Source organism: Enterobacter cloacae complex sp. 370H10 (assembly GCF_050031535.1).
Taxonomy (GTDB): domain Bacteria; phylum Pseudomonadota; class Gammaproteobacteria; order Enterobacterales; family Enterobacteriaceae; genus Enterobacter; species Enterobacter intestinihominis.
The window spans coordinates 843383-860568 of the sequence record NZ_JBLGWG010000001.1 but is presented as its reverse complement, the minus strand read 5'-3'; the positions used below and the strand labels follow the sequence as shown (position 1 = coordinate 860568).

The following is a 17186-nucleotide window of genomic DNA, read 5'->3' as shown; positions in this document are numbered from 1 at the left end:
TCAGGCCTCCCGGCTACGCGCACACATCATTGTCGCTTCGCAAACAACTTTGCCGTCAACCATAGCTACGCCTTTGAAGCGAGTCAGGCCGCGACGCGTTTTTTCAAAAGTGACTTCCATGATCATTTGATCACCAGGCACGACCGGACGCTTGAAGCGCGCCTCATCGATACCCGCGAAGTAATAGAGTTCACCCGGCTCCAGTTTACCTACGCTTTTAAACGCCAGAATACCGGTAGCCTGTGCCATCGCTTCCAGGATCAACACACCCGGGAAGATAGGTTTACCAGGGAAGTGCCCCTGGAAGAATGGCTCGTTAACGGAGACATTTTTCACTGCGCGCAGAAAACGACCTTCTTCAAAATCCAGCACACGGTCTACCAGTAAGAACGGGTAGCGGTGCGGCAGAAGTTCTAAAATCTCTTCAATATGCAGAGTATGAGTGTCAGTAGTCAAAATACTCTTCCTGTCAAATGTACTAAGTAGCAATAATAACACGGCCTGCCGGTTTATAAACAAAGTCGACAGGCCGGGAAATTTAGCGTTAAACGGATGAACGCTTAGTCTTGTTGATCGATTTTGCGCTCAATCGCTTTGAGTCGCTTGCTCATATCATCAATATTCATCACCAGTGCAGCTGTTTTACGCCATACCTTGTTCGGTTGCAGCGGGATACCGGAGGAATAAACGCCGGGCTCAGTGATGGGACGCATCACCATACCCATCCCCGTCACCGTGACTTTGTCGCATATTTCCATATGGCCATTGATCACGCTGGCACCGCCTATCATGCAGTAACGGCCTATTTTCAGGCTGCCTGCCATGATAACACCACCCGCAACTGCGGTATTGTCGCCAATCACAACGTTATGTGCAATCTGGCACTGGTTGTCTATGATAACACCGTTACCAATAATGGTGTCGTCAAGTGCACCACGGTCAATGGTTGTGCAAGCGCCGATCTCAACGCGATCGCCGATAATCACGCGACCCAGCTGCGGGATCTTAACCCAGTTACCCCGATCGTTGGCGTAACCGAATCCGTCAGAACCAATCACCGTGCTGGACTGTACGAGGCAATTCTCGCCAATCTCAACCTCATGGTAGACAGAAACATTGGCCCACAGACGAGTCCCTGCGCCAATTTTCGTATTTTTTCCAACAAAGCAGCCTGGCCCAATCACCACGTTATCACCCAGCACAACGCCGGATTCGATAACGGCGTTTGCGCCGACTGCCACGTTGTTACCCAGCTGAGCCGTTGGATCAATCGCAGCGCTGGCTGCAATGTTCTGCGCCGGCTGCGGCGTGGTATCAAGAATTTGGGCCATGCGTGCATAGGTCAGGTAGGGATTTTTCACTACCAGTGCAGCGTTAGTGGCAAACGGAAGATCGTCCTGCGTCAGAACAACGGCAGACGCCTGGCACTGAGCCAGGTGTTCACGGTACTTAGGGCTTACCATGAAGGTAATAGTGCCTGCTTTAGCAGATTGCATGGACGCAACAGCGGTGATGACGATATCGCCATCACCGTGTAATTCTGCATCCAACTGCTGAGCTAAATCAGCCAGTCGAATTGAAGGCATTACTTATTTAACCTGTTTCAGAACATCAGCGGTGATGTCTTTAACATCGCTGCTGTTGAATGCAACGGCGTTCGCATCAACAACCAGATCGATGCTCTGATCGGCTGCTACTGCTTTAACGGCAGACTGAATACGCGTCACCAGCTTGCCACGCTCTTCGTTAGAACGACGCTGACGATCCTGCTCGAAAGCCTGCGCTTTCTGAGAGAAGGTCTGGCGCTGAGACATGACGTCTTTTTCCAGTTTGCTGCGCTCGCTCGCTTTCATGGTAGAACCATCACGCTGTAAACGCTGCATCTTGGACTGAAGATCACCTTCCATACGTTGCAGTTCGCTCGCACGGCCTTTGAATTCGTTTTCCAGCGTTGCAGAAACGCCCGTTTTCTGTGCAACCTGCTGGAACAAATTACCCATGTTGACGATTGCAATTTTGTCCGCTGCCTGAGCAGAAGTTGCCATCGCTAAACCGAGACCTGCAGCTAATAACCACTTTTTCACAATTAACTCCTTACCATCCCATTGGCACCCGAGGGGTGCCGTTCTTTGCGTGGCAAGGCGACCGTTTTACCGATCGCCGGTTGTCAGCGCTACACTGCCAACGCATTCCATTGCAGCGGATTATTACCAGGTTTTACCAATGTTAAACTGGAACTGCTCCGCTTTGTCTCCATCGTATTTCTTGAACGGCTGGGCGTAGGAGAAGACCAACGGCCCCAGCGGTGACATCCATTGTAATGCGATACCTGCGGACATGCGAATGTTGCCCGGATCGCTGTAGTCCGGAACGCCCGCTGCACGCATCTGGGCGGTATTCTCCCAGTTGGTATCCCACACCGTACCTGCATCCATAAAGAAGGAGGTACGGACAGAGTTCGCGTACTTATCACTGATAAACGGCGTCGGCGTGATGAACTCGAGGCTCGCCACGGCCATGGCGTTACCGCCTACCGCATCATCAGAGCTACAGACTTGTTTTGAATCGCGGCTTGCGCAGTTATCTTCGTCATTACCGCCGTAGTAAACCGCTTTCGGACCAATGTTATTGGACTGGAAGCCACGAACGGTGCTTGAACCACCGGCGTAGAAGTTCTCATAGAACGGCAGCTCTTTGCTTCCGATACCGTCACCATAGCCCCAGCGGGTACGACCCAGTACGACCCACTTGTGGTCGTCATCAATTGGGAAGTAGGACGCCGTATCCAGAGTGACCTTGTAGAACTCGTTATCCGAGCCCGGGATCGTCACCTTACCGTTCAGGTTAACGCGTGAACCTTCCGTCGGGAAGTAGCCACGGTCAAGACGGTTGTAGGTCCAACCGTAGTTGAAGGTGAAGTCATCCGCGGCGAAACCGTTGTCATCGCTGGACGTACTTGCAGACTGACCGATGGAGTCCAGGTAACGCCACATCGCCACCTGCGGTTGCATGTTAGACAGGTCGTTATGCACGTACCCTAAACCTGCACGCAGGGTGTTGTATTCGTTAACCGGGAAGCCGAGCGTACCATCCAGACCGTAACTCTTGTTGGTATACGAGGAGAGGTCCGCGTCGTCCGCTTTAAAGTCGTTATAGAAGATACGACCACCCAGGCTTACACCGTCCACGGTGAAGTATGGGTTGGTAACGGAGAACTCAGAGTAGGTCTGGTAGTCGTTTTTCGTCCCGTTGATACCGACAGAGTAACCCGTACCCAGCCAGTTATCCTGCTGAACGCCGACCTGGAAGCTCACGCCACTTTCAGTACCGTAACCAATACCGAAGTTGAAACTACCGGTATTACGTTCTTTAACTTTATAAACAACATCCACCTGATCCGGACGACCTGGTACACGCTGAGTATCGGTATCGACCGTTTCGAAGTAGCCCAGACGGTTCAGACGCTCTTTACCCTGGTCGACCAGATCGCTTCCCAGCCATGCCCCTTCCATCTGGCGCATTTCACGGCGCAGAACGGAGTCTTTAGAGGTATCGTTACCTTCGAAGCGGATTTTACGCACGTAGAAACGGTTGCCCGCATCAACGTTAACGTGAAGCTTAACAGTCTTATCCGCGTCGTTAATTTCCGGCTGCGTTTGCACACGCGGATACGCATAACCATAACGGCCGAGCAGCTTCTTAATGCTGTCTTCCATTTTGGTGACTTTAGATCCGCTATAAAGATCGCCCGGCTGAATTTTGGTCAGAGATTCAATTTCAGCAGAATGTCCTGCCAGGTTGCCGCTGACTTCAACACCTGAAAGCGTGTATTTATCGCCTTCTGTGATGTTAACGGTAATGTAGATACCTTTCTTGTCCGGAGTCAGACTCACCTGAGTTGAATCGATGTTGAAACGGGCGTAACCGCGATCCAGATAGTAGCTGCGCAGGGTTTCAAGGTCACCCGCCAGTTTCTGTTTCTGGTATTTACGATCGCCTACCACGTTCCACCACGGCACTTCGTCACGCAGTTGGAAGTTGGAGATCAATTCGTCGGTGCTGAACGCGTGGTTACCCACAATGTTGATCTGCTGGATCTTCGCAGAAACACCTTCCTGGAAGACCAGTTTCAGGTCAACACGGTTACGTGGCAGCGGTGTAACAACCGCTTTAACGCTCGCGCTGTATTTACCGACGCTGTAATAGAAATCTTCCAGACCTTTTTCAATGTCTGCAAGGGTTGTGCGGTCCAGAGATTCCCCCACACGAACACCCGATGCCTCAAGGTTCTGCTTGAGCATGTCATCTTTCACCGACTTGTTGCCGGAGAAAGTGATGCTGGCAATCGTTGGACGTTCTTTTACCTGAACCACCAGCGTATCACCATCGCGCAGGACGCGGACGTCCTCAAAGTTGCCAGTGGCAAACAGAGCACGGATGGTGTTACTGATATCTTCATCATTAACCGTATCGCCGGGGCGCACAGGCATACTGAGGAGGGCCGCACCAACGGCGACACGCTGAAGGCCTTCGAAATGAATATCTTTCACTACGAACCCGTCAGCACCGTATACGGTCGCGCTGCTAAACAGCAGCGACGCTATGAGCAACTTTTTCATCGCCATCGTTATTATGCGTTCTTCCTAACTAACTCTCTTACAACCGAGAGAAATCATTGAAAAGTGCAAGCCCCATTAACAGCACCAGCAAAATCGAGCCAATGCGATAACTAAAGTCTTGAACTCGCTCGGATACCGGTCCGCCTTTTAGCTTTTCAATCGCTAAAAACAGCAGATGGCCCCCATCTAATACGGGAAGCGGGAACAGGTTGATTATCCCCAGGTTCACGCTAATCAGCGCAAGGAACATGAGATAGTAAATCACCCCGAACTCCGCTGACATCCCAGCCCCCTGAGCAATCGAAATTGGCCCACTGAGGTTGTTCAGTTTCACATCACCGGTTATCAATTTCCCCAACATGTTGACCGTAAGCTTCATCAGCTGCCATGTTTTATCCGTGGCCTCAACGATGGCGCTAAACGGCCCATACTGGCGTATTGTCTTGTACTCATCTGGCAGTGGGATCACTTTCGGCACAACGCCGGCAAACCCTTCTGCCTTACCGCCGCCCGATTTGGTATCCGGGGTGAGGGTCAGTGAGAGCGAACTCCCCTGCCTTTCCACTTCCAGCGCGAGCGGCTTGCCTGGATTATCGCGCACCAGAGTAACAAAGGTCATCCATTGTGTTAATGGCTGACCATCGACTTTAACGATCCTGTCACCCGCTTGTAAACCTGCTTTACTCGCTGCCGAATTAGACTGTACTTCGGCTAACACCGGCTCGATCTGCGCGCTGCGCGGGCGAATCCCCAGTGTAGCGACTGGATCCTCTTTGTCTGGCTCAAAGCGCCAGTGGCGTAAATCCAGCACTTTTTCCTGCCGCTGGTCGGAACCAAAAGGCGATACGCTGACGGTTGTCTGCTCATCACCGATTTTCGCAACCAGTTGTAACCTCACGGCATCCCAATCAGGGGTTTCGATACCATCAATCGCTTTAAGTTCCATTCCCGGTGTAATTTGCGCCGTTGCCGCAATGGAACCCGTGGTGATTTCACCCACAACCGGGCGTACGCCAGGCACGCCGATAATAAACACCAGCCAGTAGGCGAAGATAGCGAAGATGAAATTGGCTACCGGTCCGGCAGCGATGATGGCAGCACGTTGGCCAACAGTTTTATTGTTGAACGCGCTATGTCGAAGTTCCGGGGCGACAGGCTCAACGCGTTCGTCGAGCATTTTGACATAGCCGCCCAGGGGGATCAGAGCAATGACAAACTCGGTGCCATGCTTATCGGTGCGCTTCCAGAGCGATTTGCCAAAGCCAATCGAGAATCGCTCTACCCGCACACCACAGCGCCGGGCAACCCAGAAATGGCCAAATTCATGCACGGTAATCAGTACACCCAATGCAACAATGAACGCCGCCAGATTCCAGAGAATGCTCAGCATAAAACCTTCCGTTATATCGTCCCAAACACCAGTAAAAGCAGGCAAGCAAATACGGGAACAGCCGCGGTAAGGCTGTCAATGCGATCCAGTATTCCGCCATGTCCTGGAATCAGGTGACCACTGTCCTTAATCCCTGCTTCACGCTTAAACATGCTCTCGGTTAAATCACCCAGTACCGATGCCAGCGCCGCGAAAATCGAACATACCAGCAGCGTGGAGGGGGCAACCTCAAGATTCGCCCAGACGCCATAGCCCCAGGAGATAATCGCTGCCGTAAACAGGCCGCCGATGAAGCCTTGCCAGGTTTTGCCCGGAGAAACCTTTGGCGCCAGTTTATGTTTGCCAAACAGTTTACCAAACATATAGGCTCCGGAGTCAGCCCCCCAGACGAGAATCATCACATAAAGCAGCCATATTGCGCCGCTGTAGTGGTTTTCGTCATAGTGCCAGGCGCGCAGCGCAACCATACCCCAGAAGAACGGAACAATCGTGAGCAGACCAAAAATAAGGCGCAACACTTTAGAGTTACGCCAGATCGCCGCAGAGCCCGGGTAGAAAAGCACTAAAACAAGCGCAGCAATCCACCAGGCCAGCGATATCCATAAGGATCCGGCAACCAGCGGCTGGTGAACATCGTGATGATATTCAGGCAAGGTATACAGCATCAGGGCCAGTAAAAAACCACAGAGTACCGCCAGCCATACCCGCTGAGTGCGCGAGGTAAAGCCGCTAAGCTGCCCCCATTCCCACGCGGCGAGCATACACACCACCAACGTAACAATAGCGAATCCCACCGGAGGCAGTAAAAACAGCGCTGCGATAACGACGGGTATTAATACAAAAGCGGAAATCAGGCGATACTTCAGCAAAAGCTACCCCCATCAGGCGTTATCGCCACCAGGCTCGGTGCCGCCGAAACGACGCTCTCGATTGGCAAAGGCATGCAGCGCACCTTCAAAGTCTTGTTCATCAAAATCTGGCCAAAGAACATCCGTAAAGTAAAGTTCAGCGTAGGCAATTTGCCACAGCAAAAAGTTACTTATGCGATGCTCCCCCCCTGTCCTTATAACCAAATCCACGGGAGCCAGTTCATTCATGCAGATTTGCTGACTCAGCGCCTCTTCATCAATCTGGTCGGGTCTTAACAGCCCTTCCTGAACCTGCTCAGCCAAATGCCGAACCCCCTGGATAATATCCCAGCGTCCACCGTAATTCGCCGCGATATTGAGCGTCAGGCCGGTATTATTTTCCGTCAGCGCTTCAGCTTTGCGAATCCGTTCCTGCAAACGTGAGTTAAAACGACTGGTTTCGCCAATAATACGCAAGCGGACGTTGTGGCGGTGCAGGCTTTTTACTTCACTATCGAGCGCCCACACGAACAGTTCCATCAACGCAGTCACTTCTTGCGCAGGTCGATTCCAGTTTTCACTGCTAAAAGCATAGAGCGTTAACGCATCAATGCCGTTATTGGCGGCAAAAGAAACGGCGCGGCGAACAGATTTCGCCCCGGCTTTATGCCCAAAGGCTCGTATCTTCCCTTGTCTTTTCGCCCAGCGGCCATTGCCATCCATGATGATTGCAACATGGCGACAGCCATGTGCTGGCAAGTTTTCGCTTATTGGTTGATTCGCAGACAACATAACGCGTTTTTAGTCCCTGAAAGGATTTAACGGTACACAGGAATACTGAAGCCTATACATAAAAAAGCCGTGTCATACCACGGCTTACCTGACCACTTAAAGCCAAATACCTGCGATCAGGTGGCGCAGACTATATCACTGAAGCCCAACGCTAACAAATAGCACGACGACTAGTGCTTGCTTTATCACCAGCTTGCGAGACGTGTCACCTGTTTACGCGCAACAATACGTGCCTGTTCATCCACGGCCAGCACCTCTTCCACACTCTGCGGCTCACGCAAATCCATCATCTCCAGCACGGATAAATTCAACGCGGCGATATCAGTAAAGCGGATCTGCTGATTCAGGAATGCTTCAACGGTCACTTCATTGGCTGCATTAAGCGCCGTTGTCGCCGCCTGCCCCTGATCGAAGGCCGTCATCGCCAGTTTCAGGCAGGGATAACGGTCGTAATCAGGCTCGCTAAACGTCAGTGAACTCAGCTTGCAAAAATCGAGAGGCTTAACGCCCGATTTTACGCGGTTTGGCCACGCCATCGTATGAGCAATAGGCGTACGCATATCCGGCTCGCCCAACTGGGCCAGCACGCTGCCGTCCTGATAGCGCACCATCGAGTGAATCACCGACTGCGGGTGGATCAGCACTTCCATCTGTTTCGCCGACGCATTGAACAGCCAGCGAGCTTCAATGTATTCCAGACCTTTATTCATCATGGTGGCCGAATCGACGGAGATCTTACGCCCCATTGACCAATTCGGATGACGACACGCCTGATCCGGCGTCATTGCGCTCAATTCAGACAGTGGCGTTTCACGGAACGGGCCACCAGACCCGGTAAGCAGAATCGACACAACGCCATTCTGCTCCAGGTCAGCGTACCCCAGGTTTTGTTGAAAAGGTTGGGGTAAACTCTGAAAAATCGCGTTGTGCTCGCTATCGACCGGCAAAAGACGCGCCCCACGCTGTTTTACCGCCTCCATAAAAAGGCGTCCGCAGGTGACCAGCGACTCTTTATTTGCAAGCAGAACATCTTTTCCCGCATCAATAGCGGCAAGCGTCGGCAGAAGACCCGCCGCCCCGACGATTGCCGCCATTACCTGATCAACTTCATCAAGCGAGGCCATATCGCAAGCCGCCTGTTGCCCGCTGAGCACTTCGGTACGACAGCCCTTCTCCTGCAACAGCGCTTTCACCTGGCGGGCGCTCTCTTCATCATCCATCACCGCAAAACGAGGGGTAAACTCCATGCACTGTTCGACCATTCGCTGCACGTTTTTTCCGGCCACAAGTGCGGTCACGGTGTAGCTGTCGGGATTATGACGTACGACGTCGAGAGTGCTGCAACCGATAGAGCCGGTCGAGCCGAGGAGAGTGAGATGCTTCATGAGATGCCCAAAAGTTAGACCAGATAAAAGCAAAACGCCGCCAGCAAGACTCAATGTCCTTCTGAACGGCGTTTATCAGTGTATAGCGAAAATCAGAACTGCATCAGTTCCGCTTCTTTTTCTGCCAGCGCCGCATCAATTTTCTTGATCGCCGCGTCGGTCATTTTCTGAATGTCGTCCTGAGAACGACGATCGTCGTCTTCGCTGATCTCTTTTTCTTTCAGCAGGGCTTTCACTTTATCGTTCGCATCGCGACGCACGTTACGCACGGAAACGCGACCCTGCTCTGCTTCACCGCGAACGACTTTGATCAGGTCTTTACGACGCTCTTCCGTCAGCGGAGGCAGTGGAACGCGAATATCCGCGCCCGCTGAGCTTGGGTTCAGACCCAGGTCAGATGCCATGATCGCTTTTTCAACGGCCGGGCTCATTGAGCGATCGAACACGTTGATTTTCAGGGTACGGGTATCTTCTACCGTCACGCTCGCCAGCTGACGCAGTGGCGTAGGCGTACCGTAGTATTCTACGATGATGCCATCCAGCAGGCTTGGGGAAGCACGGCCAGTACGGATTTTGCTGATTTGGTTTTTGAACGCTTCTACGCATTTGTCCATGCGTACTTCAGCATCTTTTCTGATGTCGTTAATCACGATACGAATCCTTGAAAACTTGTCTCAGGCAGACTATCCGCCAGCACAGCGCTACAGGTGTGCTAAGTATAGTCGCGTTTAATTCATGACAGCGCCAAAGGCGCGTCCAGGTAAGATACCACTACAAAGTAAAGCGGAATCTTACCTGTATTTATCGCCGACGGAAATTATTCCGTGATCAAAGTGCCTTCTTTTTCGCCCATCACGACGCGACGCAGCGCGCCAGGCTTGTTCATGTTGAAAACACGGATCGGCAGTTTATGGTCGCGAGCCAGCGTGAAGGCGGCAAGATCCATCACTTTCAGCTCTTTATCCAGCACTTCGCTGTAGCTCAGCTGATCGTACATGGTCGCTGAAGGATCTTTTGCCGGGTCGGCAGTAAACACGCCATCTACTTTGGTCGCTTTCAGCACCACATCGGCTTCGATTTCGATACCGCGCAGGCAGGCTGCGGAATCGGTGGTAAAGAACGGGTTACCCGTACCGGCGGAGAGGATCACCACGCGGTTGTTGCGCAGCAGGCTGATAGCCTCTGCCCAGCTGTAGTTATCGCATACGCCATTCAAAGGAATAGCGGACATCAGGCGAGCGTTCACATAGGCGCGATGAAGCGCATCACGCATCGCCAGGCCATTCATCACGGTTGCCAGCATCCCCATGTGGTCGCCCACTACGCGGTTCATCCCCGCTTTCGCCAGACCAGCACCACGGAAAAGGTTGCCACCGCCAATGACCACGCCAACCTGAATACCCAGTTCGACCAGTTCTTTGATTTCCTGTGCCATGCGATCAAGGATGCTTGCGTCAATACCGAAGCCTTCCGATCCTTGCAGCGCTTCGCCACTCAGCTTAAGCAGAATGCGTTTGTACACGGGTTTTGCATTGGTAGCCATGTTTCTTTCCTGAGACTGTCAACGATTAAGATGGGGTTAATTCTGGCGACATGATATGTCGCATATCAGCACAGCGATACTGGAGCCTGTCTGATTTCGTGAGACGGGTGACAAAAAGAAGCCGCCCTCAGGCGGCTCCTTTTCAATCATTAAGACTGCTTGGACATGGCAGCAACTTCTGCTGCGAAGTCAGTCTCAACTTTCTCGATGCCTTCGCCCACTTCGAAGCGGATGAAGCCAGTCACGTCAGCGTTGTGCTCTTTCAGCAGCTGAGCAACAGACTTGCTTGGATCCATTACGAAAGGCTGGCCAGTCAGAGAAACTTCGCCGGTGAATTTCTTCATGCGGCCTTCAACCATTTTCTCTGCGATTTCTTTTGGCTTACCAGACTGCATCGCGATGTCCAGCTGAACCTGGTACTCTTTCTCTACCACTTCAGCAGACACGTCTTCTGGCTTAACGAATTCTGGTTTGCTTGCAGCGATGTGCATTGCCAGCTGTTTAACCAGCTCTTCGTCAGCGCCTTTAGCCGCAACCAGAACACCGATACGCGCGCCGTGCTGGTAAGAGCCCAGAACATCGCCTTCCAGGGAAGAAACGCGACGGATGTTGATGTTCTCACCGATTTTAGCAACCAGCGCAACACGCTCTTCTTCGAACTGTGCTTTCAGCACTTCAACGTCAGTGATTTTGCCTGCAACCGCTGCGTCCAGAACTTTGTTAGCAAATGCCTGGAAACCAGCATCTTTAGCAACGAAGTCAGTCTGGCAGTTAACTTCCAGAATGATGCCGTAGTTGCCGTCGATTTTGGTGATGATCACGCCGTCAGCAGCAACGTTGCCTGCTTTCTTAGCTGCTTTGATCGCACCGGATTTACGCATGTTTTCGATTGCCAGCTCGATGTCGCCGTTCGCTTCGGTCAGCGCTTTTTTGCAATCCATCATGCCTGCGCCAGTACGCTCACGCAGCTCTTTTACCAGGGATGCGGTAATTTCAGCCATTCTTAAATCCTCGGGAGATGTGAACTGCCCGGCCGGGAGCCAAACAGTATAAATTGAAAAAAGGGGCCGATAATGGGCCCCTATTCATACACGGTACTAATAAGGGGTAAAACCTTATTATTCAGCTTCTACGAAGCTTTCTTCCGCCTGAGAAGCCAGATCCTGGGAACGGCCTTCACGAACGGTAGCAGCTACAGCGCTCAGGTACAGGCTAACAGCACGGATTGCGTCGTCGTTACCCGGGATAACGAAGTCAACACCGTCCGGATCGGAGTTGGTATCAACGATAGCGAATACCGGGATACCCAGGTTGTTAGCTTCTTTGATTGCGATGTGCTCGTGGTCTGCATCGATTACGAACAGCGCGTCTGGCAGGCCGCCCATATCTTTGATACCGCCCAGGCTGTTTTCCAGCTTGTCCAGTTCACGAGTGCGCATCAGCGCTTCTTTCTTAGTCAGCTTATCGAAAGTACCGTCCTGAGACTGGGTTTCCAGATCTTTCAGGCGCTTGATGGACTGACGAACAGTTTTCCAGTTGGTCAGCATGCCGCCCAACCAGCGATGGTTCACGAAGAACTGGTCGCAGCTGTTAGCAGCATCTTTCACAGCTTCGCTTGCAGCGCGCTTAGTACCAACGAACAGAATCTTACCTTTACGGGAAGAGATCTTGCTCAGCTCAGCCAGGGCTTCGTTGAACATTGGTACAGTCTTCTCAAGGTTGATGATGTGAACTTTGTTACGTGCGCCGAAGATGAAAGGCTTCATTTTCGGGTTCCAGTAACGGGTCTGGTGACCGAAGTGAACACCAGCCTTGAGCATGTCGCGCATGGAAACAGTTGCCATGTTTAAAACCTCTATATTGAAAGTTGGGGTTATGCCTCCACGTATCCCATATTACCGACCCCGAAGGGCACCCCGGAATATGTGCCGATACGTGTGTGTTGTTACACAAAGTGAGATTTGTCGCTCCCGTCCAGCCTGTGTATCTGAGATGGATCGGAAGTCCGGCGCGCTTTATATCACAAAACACGGCCAGAAACCAATAATTGTTGGCGGAGTGTGCTGTTAATGATTCTCAATTTGGCACGGGGTGCGCCTGACTGATACCATTGACAACACTTACACTAGTATTGTCGAAAAAATCGACACCGATGGACAGATTACATGGCTATCTCTATTAAGACACCTGAAGAAATTGAAAAGATGCGCGTCGCCGGTCGTCTGGCCGCTGACGTGCTGGAAATGATCGAACCGTTTGTGAAACCGGGCGTCAGCACTGGCGAACTGGATCGCATCTGTAACGACTATATCGTCAACGAGCAGCACGCGGTCTCCGCCTGCCTTGGCTATCACGGTTTTCCAAAATCCGTCTGCATCTCTATTAATGAAGTGGTTTGCCACGGCATTCCGGATGACGAGAAGCTGCTGAAAGATGGCGATATCGTCAACATCGACGTGACCGTCATTAAAGACGACTACCACGGTGACACCTCTAAGATGTTCATCGTTGGCAAGCCAACGATTCTGGGCGAGCGCCTGTGTAAAGTCACCCAGGACAGCCTCTACCTGGCGCTGAAAATGGTGAAGCCAGGCATCCGCCTGCGCACCATCGGCGCCGCAATCCAGAAGTTTGTGGAAGCGGAAGGTTTCTCCGTGGTGCGTGAATATTGCGGTCACGGTATTGGTCGTGTGTTCCATGAAGAACCGCAAGTTCTGCACTATGATGCAGACGACGGTGGCGTAGTGCTGCAAAAGGGCATGACCTTCACTATTGAGCCAATGGTCAACGCGGGCGATTACCGCATCCGTACCATGAAAGATGGCTGGACGGTAAAAACCAAAGACAGAAGCTTGTCTGCCCAGTACGAGCATACTATTGTGGTTACAGACAACGGCTGCGAAATTATGACGTTGCGCAAGGATGACACCATCCCGGCGATACTGACGAACATTGAGTGATAAGAAGCCGGCGAATGCCGGCTTTTTTAATGGCGATAGCTTTTTCTTATGGGTGGCGCACGATGAGTAATCTCTTACCCGAACAGTATGCTAACACAGCACTTCCCACCCTCCCCGACCAGCCTGATAACCCGGGCGTCTGGCCACCGCATGAGCTGACCTGCGCACATATCAAATCCCATATGGCGGTTTTCCATCGCTGGCTGGGTAGCGCATTTGATGCAGGCGTCTCAGCCGAACAGCTCATTGAAGCGCGCACCGAATTTATCGACCAGCTCCTGCAACGTCTGTGGATCGACTACGGTTTCGGGCAGGTGAGCGACGTCGCGCTGGTTGCTGTCGGCGGATATGGCCGGGGTGAACTGCATCCGCTCTCTGATATCGACCTGCTAATCTTAAGCCGTAAAAAACTGCCGGACGATCGGGCGCAGAAAATCGGTGAGCTGTTGACCCTGCTCTGGGACGTGAAGCTGGAAGTGGGTCACAGCGTGCGCACGCTGGAAGAGTGTCTGCTGGAAGGGTTATCTGACCTGACCGTCGCCACCAATTTAATTGAAACCCGCCTGCTGATTGGCGACGTGGCGCTGTTCCTCGAACTGCAAAAGCACATCTTTAGCGACGGCTTCTGGCCTTCAGAAAAATTCTTCGCCGCGAAAGTCGAAGAACAAAACCAGCGCCACCAGCGCTATCACGGCACCAGCTATAATCTCGAACCGGATATTAAAAGCAGCCCCGGTGGCCTGCGCGATATCCACACGCTGCAATGGGTCGCCCGTCGCCATTTTGGGGCCACCTCGCTGGACGAAATGGTCGGTTTTGGTTTTCTGACCGAAGCCGAACGTAACGAACTCAACGAGTGCCTGCATCTGCTCTGGCGCATCCGTTTTGCGCTGCACCTGGAGGTCACCCGCTACGATAACCGCCTGCTGTTTGACCGGCAGCTTAGCGTGGCGCAGCGCCTGAATTACCAGGGCGAGGGCAACGAGCCGGTCGAGCAAATGATGAAGGATTTCTTCCGCGTCACTCGCCGCGTCTCTGAGCTGAACCAGATGCTGTTACAGCTGTTCGATGAGGCGATCCTCGCGCTGACGGCAGACGAAAAACCGCGTCCGATTGATGACGAATTTCAGCTGCGCGGCACGCTGATCGATCTTCGCGACGAAACGCTGTTCATCCGCGAACCGGAAGCGATCCTGCGAATGTTCTATACCATGGTGCGCAACAGCACGATCACCGGGATCTACTCCACCACCCTTCGCCATTTACGCCACGCGCGGCGTCATCTGAAGCAGCCGCTGTGTTACATCCCGGAGGCGCGCTCGCTATTCCTGAGCATGCTTCGTCATCCGGGCGCCGTCAGCCGCGGTCTGCTGCCGATGCACCGACACAGTGTATTGTGGGCCTATATGCCACAGTGGTCGCATATTGTCGGGCAGATGCAGTTCGACCTGTTTCACGCCTATACGGTGGATGAGCACACGATCCGCGTCATGCTGAAGCTGGAAAGTTTTGCCAGAGAAGAGACGCGATCCCGCCATCCGCTGTGCGTTGATTTGTGGCCGCGCCTCTCTCACCCCGAACTGATCCTGATCGCCGCCCTGTTCCATGATATCGCCAAAGGTCGCGGCGGCGACCACTCCGTACTCGGTGCCCAGGACGTGCTGAAATTTGCCGAGCTGCACGGCCTGAACTCACGTGAGACGCAGCTTATTGCCTGGCTGGTTCGCCATCATCTGCTGATGTCGGTTACCGCTCAGCGTCGTGATATTCAGGATCCGGAAGTGATCAAACAGTTCGCCGAGGAAGTGCAAACGGAGAACCGCCTGCGCTACCTGGTCTGCCTGACGGTAGCCGATATCTGCGCTACCAACGAAACCCTGTGGAACAGCTGGAAGCAGAGCCTGCTGCGCGAACTGTACTTCGCCACCGAAAAACAGCTGCGTCGCGGGATGCAGAACACCCCGGATATGCGCGAGCGCGTGCGCCACCACCAGTTGCAGGCGCTTGCCCTGTTGCGCATGGATAACATTAACGAAGAGGCACTACATCAGATTTGGGCGCGCTGTCGCGCCAACTACTTTGTGCGCCACAGCCCAAACCAGCTTGCCTGGCACGCCCGGCATCTGCTGAAGCACGACCTGACGAAACCAATGATTCTGCTCAGCCCGCAGGCCACGCGTGGCGGGACGGAGATCTTTATCTGGAGCCCGGACCGGCCTTATTTGTTTGCGGCGGTCTGCGCCGAACTGGACAGGCGTAACCTGAGCGTTCACGACGCGCAGATTTTTACCACCCGCGACGGCATGGCGATGGACACCTTTATTGTACTGGAGCCGGATGGCAGCCCGCTGTCGTCGGACAGGCATGAGGGGATACGCTTTGGCCTCGAGCAGGCGATTACGCAGCGCAGCTGGCAACCTCCGCAGCCGCGACGTCAGCCAGCAAAACTGCGCCACTTTACCGTCGATACCGAGGTCAATTTCCTGCCGACCCATACCGACCGTAAATCGTTCCTTGAGCTGATTGCGCTCGACCAGCCAGGGCTGCTCGCCCGCGTCGGCCAGGTTTTTGCCGATCTGGGAATTTCGCTTCACGGCGCCCGAATTACAACCATTGGCGAACGAGTAGAAGATTTATTTATAATCGCGACGGCCGACCGGCGTGCCCTTAATAATGACCTGCAACTTGAAGTGCAACAACGGTTGACAGCAGCCCTCAATCCAAACGATAAAGGGTGACGTGTTTTTTAGTGAAATGGAAAGAGTAAACAATGCAGCAGTTACAGAACGTTATTGAGTCCGCTTTTGAGCGTCGCGCCGACATCACTCCGGCAAATGTGGATACCGTGACCCGTGAAGCGGTAAACCAGGTTATTTCCCTGCTGGATTCCGGCGCGCTGCGCGTGGCAGAAAAAATCGACGGTCAGTGGGTTACTCATCAATGGCTGAAGAAAGCTGTGCTGCTCTCTTTCCGTATCAACGATAACCAGGTTATCGACGGAGCAGAAAGCCGCTACTTCGATAAAGTGCCAATGAAATTTGCGGATTACGACGAAGCGCGCTTCCAGAAAGAGGGCTTCCGCGTAGTACCACCCGCAGCCGTTCGTCAGGGTGCATACATCGCACGCAACACCGTGCTGATGCCATCCTACGTGAACATCGGCGCCTACGTTGACGAAGGCACCATGGTGGACACCTGGGCTACCGTCGGCTCCTGCGCGCAGATCGGTAAAAATGTTCACCTGTCCGGCGGCGTCGGCATTGGTGGCGTTCTGGAGCCACTTCAGGCTAACCCAACCATCATCGAAGACAACTGCTTCATCGGCGCACGTTCCGAAGTGGTTGAAGGCGTGATCGTCGAAGAAGGTTCTGTGATCTCAATGGGCGTGTACATTGGCCAGAGCACCCGTATTTACGATCGCGAAACCGGTGAAATTCACTACGGCCGCGTTCCAGCCGGTTCCGTTGTGGTTTCCGGCAACCTGCCGTCTAAAGATGGCAAATACAGCCTGTACTGCGCGGTCATCGTGAAAAAAGTGGATACGAAAACGCGCGGTAAAGTGGGCATCAATGAACTGCTGCGCACCATCGATTAATCGGGTATAACAAAAAGCGGGGGCAACCCCGCTTTTTTTATATCCGAAGGTGGC

Annotated in this window: 15 protein-coding genes; 3 read left to right on the top strand and 12 right to left on the bottom strand. The window is 53.0% G+C overall.

Annotation, left to right across the window (positions count from 1 at the left end):
- The 12 genes from fabZ to rpsB form a co-directional block, all read right to left on the bottom strand.
- Positions 1-456 carry a 3-hydroxyacyl-ACP dehydratase FabZ gene (gene fabZ / locus ACQG2Q_RS04020; RefSeq protein WP_003856165.1) on the bottom strand — a complete coding sequence of 152 codons (456 nt, stop codon included), beginning with the start codon at positions 454-456 and terminating at the stop codon, positions 1-3.
- A gap of 104 nt (positions 457-560) precedes the next feature.
- The gene (lpxD, locus tag ACQG2Q_RS04015) at positions 561-1586 is read right to left on the bottom strand and encodes a UDP-3-O-(3-hydroxymyristoyl)glucosamine N-acyltransferase (protein WP_022647110.1); all 1026 of its coding nucleotides are present in this window, start codon (positions 1584-1586) and stop codon (positions 561-563) included.
- Between the two features lie 3 nt (positions 1587-1589).
- On the bottom strand, positions 1590-2084 hold the full coding sequence (gene skp, locus ACQG2Q_RS04010; protein ID WP_006810039.1) for a molecular chaperone Skp: 495 nt from the start codon (positions 2082-2084) through the stop codon (positions 1590-1592).
- A gap of 123 nt (positions 2085-2207) precedes the next feature.
- Positions 2208-4625 (bottom strand): outer membrane protein assembly factor BamA, encoded by a 2418-nt coding sequence (gene bamA / locus ACQG2Q_RS04005; RefSeq protein WP_022647109.1) that lies wholly within the window; start codon positions 4623-4625, stop codon positions 2208-2210.
- A 31-nt stretch (positions 4626-4656) separates the two neighbouring features.
- Entirely contained in the window at positions 4657-6009 is a 1353-nt protein-coding gene (gene rseP / locus ACQG2Q_RS04000; protein ID WP_022647108.1) for a sigma E protease regulator RseP, read from the bottom strand.
- A gap of 11 nt (positions 6010-6020) precedes the next feature.
- Positions 6021-6878: a phosphatidate cytidylyltransferase gene (gene cdsA, locus ACQG2Q_RS03995; protein ID WP_003856175.1), complete on the bottom strand. Its 858-nt coding sequence runs from the start codon at positions 6876-6878 to the stop codon at positions 6021-6023.
- Between the two features lie 12 nt (positions 6879-6890).
- A complete protein-coding gene (gene ispU / locus ACQG2Q_RS03990) occupies positions 6891-7649 on the bottom strand; it encodes a (2E,6E)-farnesyl-diphosphate-specific ditrans,polycis-undecaprenyl-diphosphate synthase (RefSeq protein ID WP_003856176.1) in 759 nt (252 codons plus the stop codon).
- A 185-nt stretch (positions 7650-7834) separates the two neighbouring features.
- Positions 7835-9034 (bottom strand): 1-deoxy-D-xylulose-5-phosphate reductoisomerase, encoded by a 1200-nt coding sequence (gene ispC / locus ACQG2Q_RS03985; RefSeq protein WP_023299367.1) that lies wholly within the window; start codon positions 9032-9034, stop codon positions 7835-7837.
- Between the two features lie 92 nt (positions 9035-9126).
- Positions 9127-9684, bottom strand: coding sequence for a ribosome recycling factor (gene frr, locus ACQG2Q_RS03980; RefSeq protein ID WP_003856180.1), 558 nt, complete (start codon positions 9682-9684; stop codon positions 9127-9129).
- A gap of 167 nt (positions 9685-9851) precedes the next feature.
- The gene (gene pyrH, locus ACQG2Q_RS03975) at positions 9852-10577 is read right to left on the bottom strand and encodes a UMP kinase (RefSeq protein WP_008501910.1); all 726 of its coding nucleotides are present in this window, start codon (positions 10575-10577) and stop codon (positions 9852-9854) included.
- A 149-nt stretch (positions 10578-10726) separates the two neighbouring features.
- Positions 10727-11578 carry a translation elongation factor Ts gene (gene tsf, locus ACQG2Q_RS03970; protein ID WP_015572722.1) on the bottom strand — a complete coding sequence of 284 codons (852 nt, stop codon included), beginning with the start codon at positions 11576-11578 and terminating at the stop codon, positions 10727-10729.
- Between the two features lie 117 nt (positions 11579-11695).
- The gene (gene rpsB / locus ACQG2Q_RS03965; protein WP_022647105.1) at positions 11696-12421 is read right to left on the bottom strand and encodes a 30S ribosomal protein S2; all 726 of its coding nucleotides are present in this window, start codon (positions 12419-12421) and stop codon (positions 11696-11698) included.
- A gap of 321 nt (positions 12422-12742) precedes the next feature.
- Between rpsB and map the strand changes: the two genes are divergently transcribed.
- The 3 genes from map to dapD all read left to right on the top strand — a co-directional run bounded on the left by map (position 12743) and on the right by dapD (position 17132).
- Positions 12743-13537 (top strand): type I methionyl aminopeptidase, encoded by a 795-nt coding sequence (gene map, locus ACQG2Q_RS03960; RefSeq protein WP_022647104.1) that lies wholly within the window; start codon positions 12743-12745, stop codon positions 13535-13537.
- 62 nt (positions 13538-13599) lie between these two features.
- On the top strand, positions 13600-16275 hold the full coding sequence (gene glnD / locus ACQG2Q_RS03955) for a bifunctional uridylyltransferase/uridylyl-removing protein GlnD (protein WP_032676702.1): 2676 nt from the start codon (positions 13600-13602) through the stop codon (positions 16273-16275).
- Between the two features lie 32 nt (positions 16276-16307).
- Complete coding sequence (gene dapD / locus ACQG2Q_RS03950; protein ID WP_096216777.1) at positions 16308-17132, top strand: 2,3,4,5-tetrahydropyridine-2,6-dicarboxylate N-succinyltransferase; 825 nt, start codon at positions 16308-16310, stop codon at positions 17130-17132.
- Positions 17133-17186 lie beyond the last annotated feature (54 nt).

What these genes read in the sequence shown, in the direction of transcription:
- lpxD (WP_022647110.1), bottom strand. Translation starts at nt 1,586, where the DNA reads ATGCCTTCAATTCGACTGGCTGATTTAGCTCAGCAGTTGGATGCAGAA.
- bamA (WP_022647109.1), bottom strand. Translation starts at nt 4,625, where the DNA reads ATGGCGATGAAAAAGTTGCTCATAGCGTCGCTGCTGTTTAGCAGCGCG.
- rseP (WP_022647108.1), bottom strand. Translation starts at nt 6,009, where the DNA reads ATGCTGAGCATTCTCTGGAATCTGGCGGCGTTCATTGTTGCATTGGGT.
- ispU (WP_003856176.1), bottom strand. Translation starts at nt 7,649, where the DNA reads ATGTTGTCTGCGAATCAACCAATAAGCGAAAACTTGCCAGCACATGGC.
- ispC (WP_023299367.1), bottom strand. Translation starts at nt 9,034, where the DNA reads ATGAAGCATCTCACTCTCCTCGGCTCGACCGGCTCTATCGGTTGCAGC.
- pyrH (WP_008501910.1), bottom strand. Translation starts at nt 10,577, where the DNA reads ATGGCTACCAATGCAAAACCCGTGTACAAACGCATTCTGCTTAAGCTG.
- tsf (WP_015572722.1), bottom strand. Translation starts at nt 11,578, where the DNA reads ATGGCTGAAATTACCGCATCCCTGGTAAAAGAGCTGCGTGAGCGTACT.
- rpsB (WP_022647105.1), bottom strand. Translation starts at nt 12,421, where the DNA reads ATGGCAACTGTTTCCATGCGCGACATGCTCAAGGCTGGTGTTCACTTC.
- map (WP_022647104.1), top strand. Translation starts at nt 12,743, where the DNA reads ATGGCTATCTCTATTAAGACACCTGAAGAAATTGAAAAGATGCGCGTC.
- glnD (WP_032676702.1), top strand. Translation starts at nt 13,600, where the DNA reads ATGAGTAATCTCTTACCCGAACAGTATGCTAACACAGCACTTCCCACC.
- dapD (WP_096216777.1), top strand. Translation starts at nt 16,308, where the DNA reads ATGCAGCAGTTACAGAACGTTATTGAGTCCGCTTTTGAGCGTCGCGCC.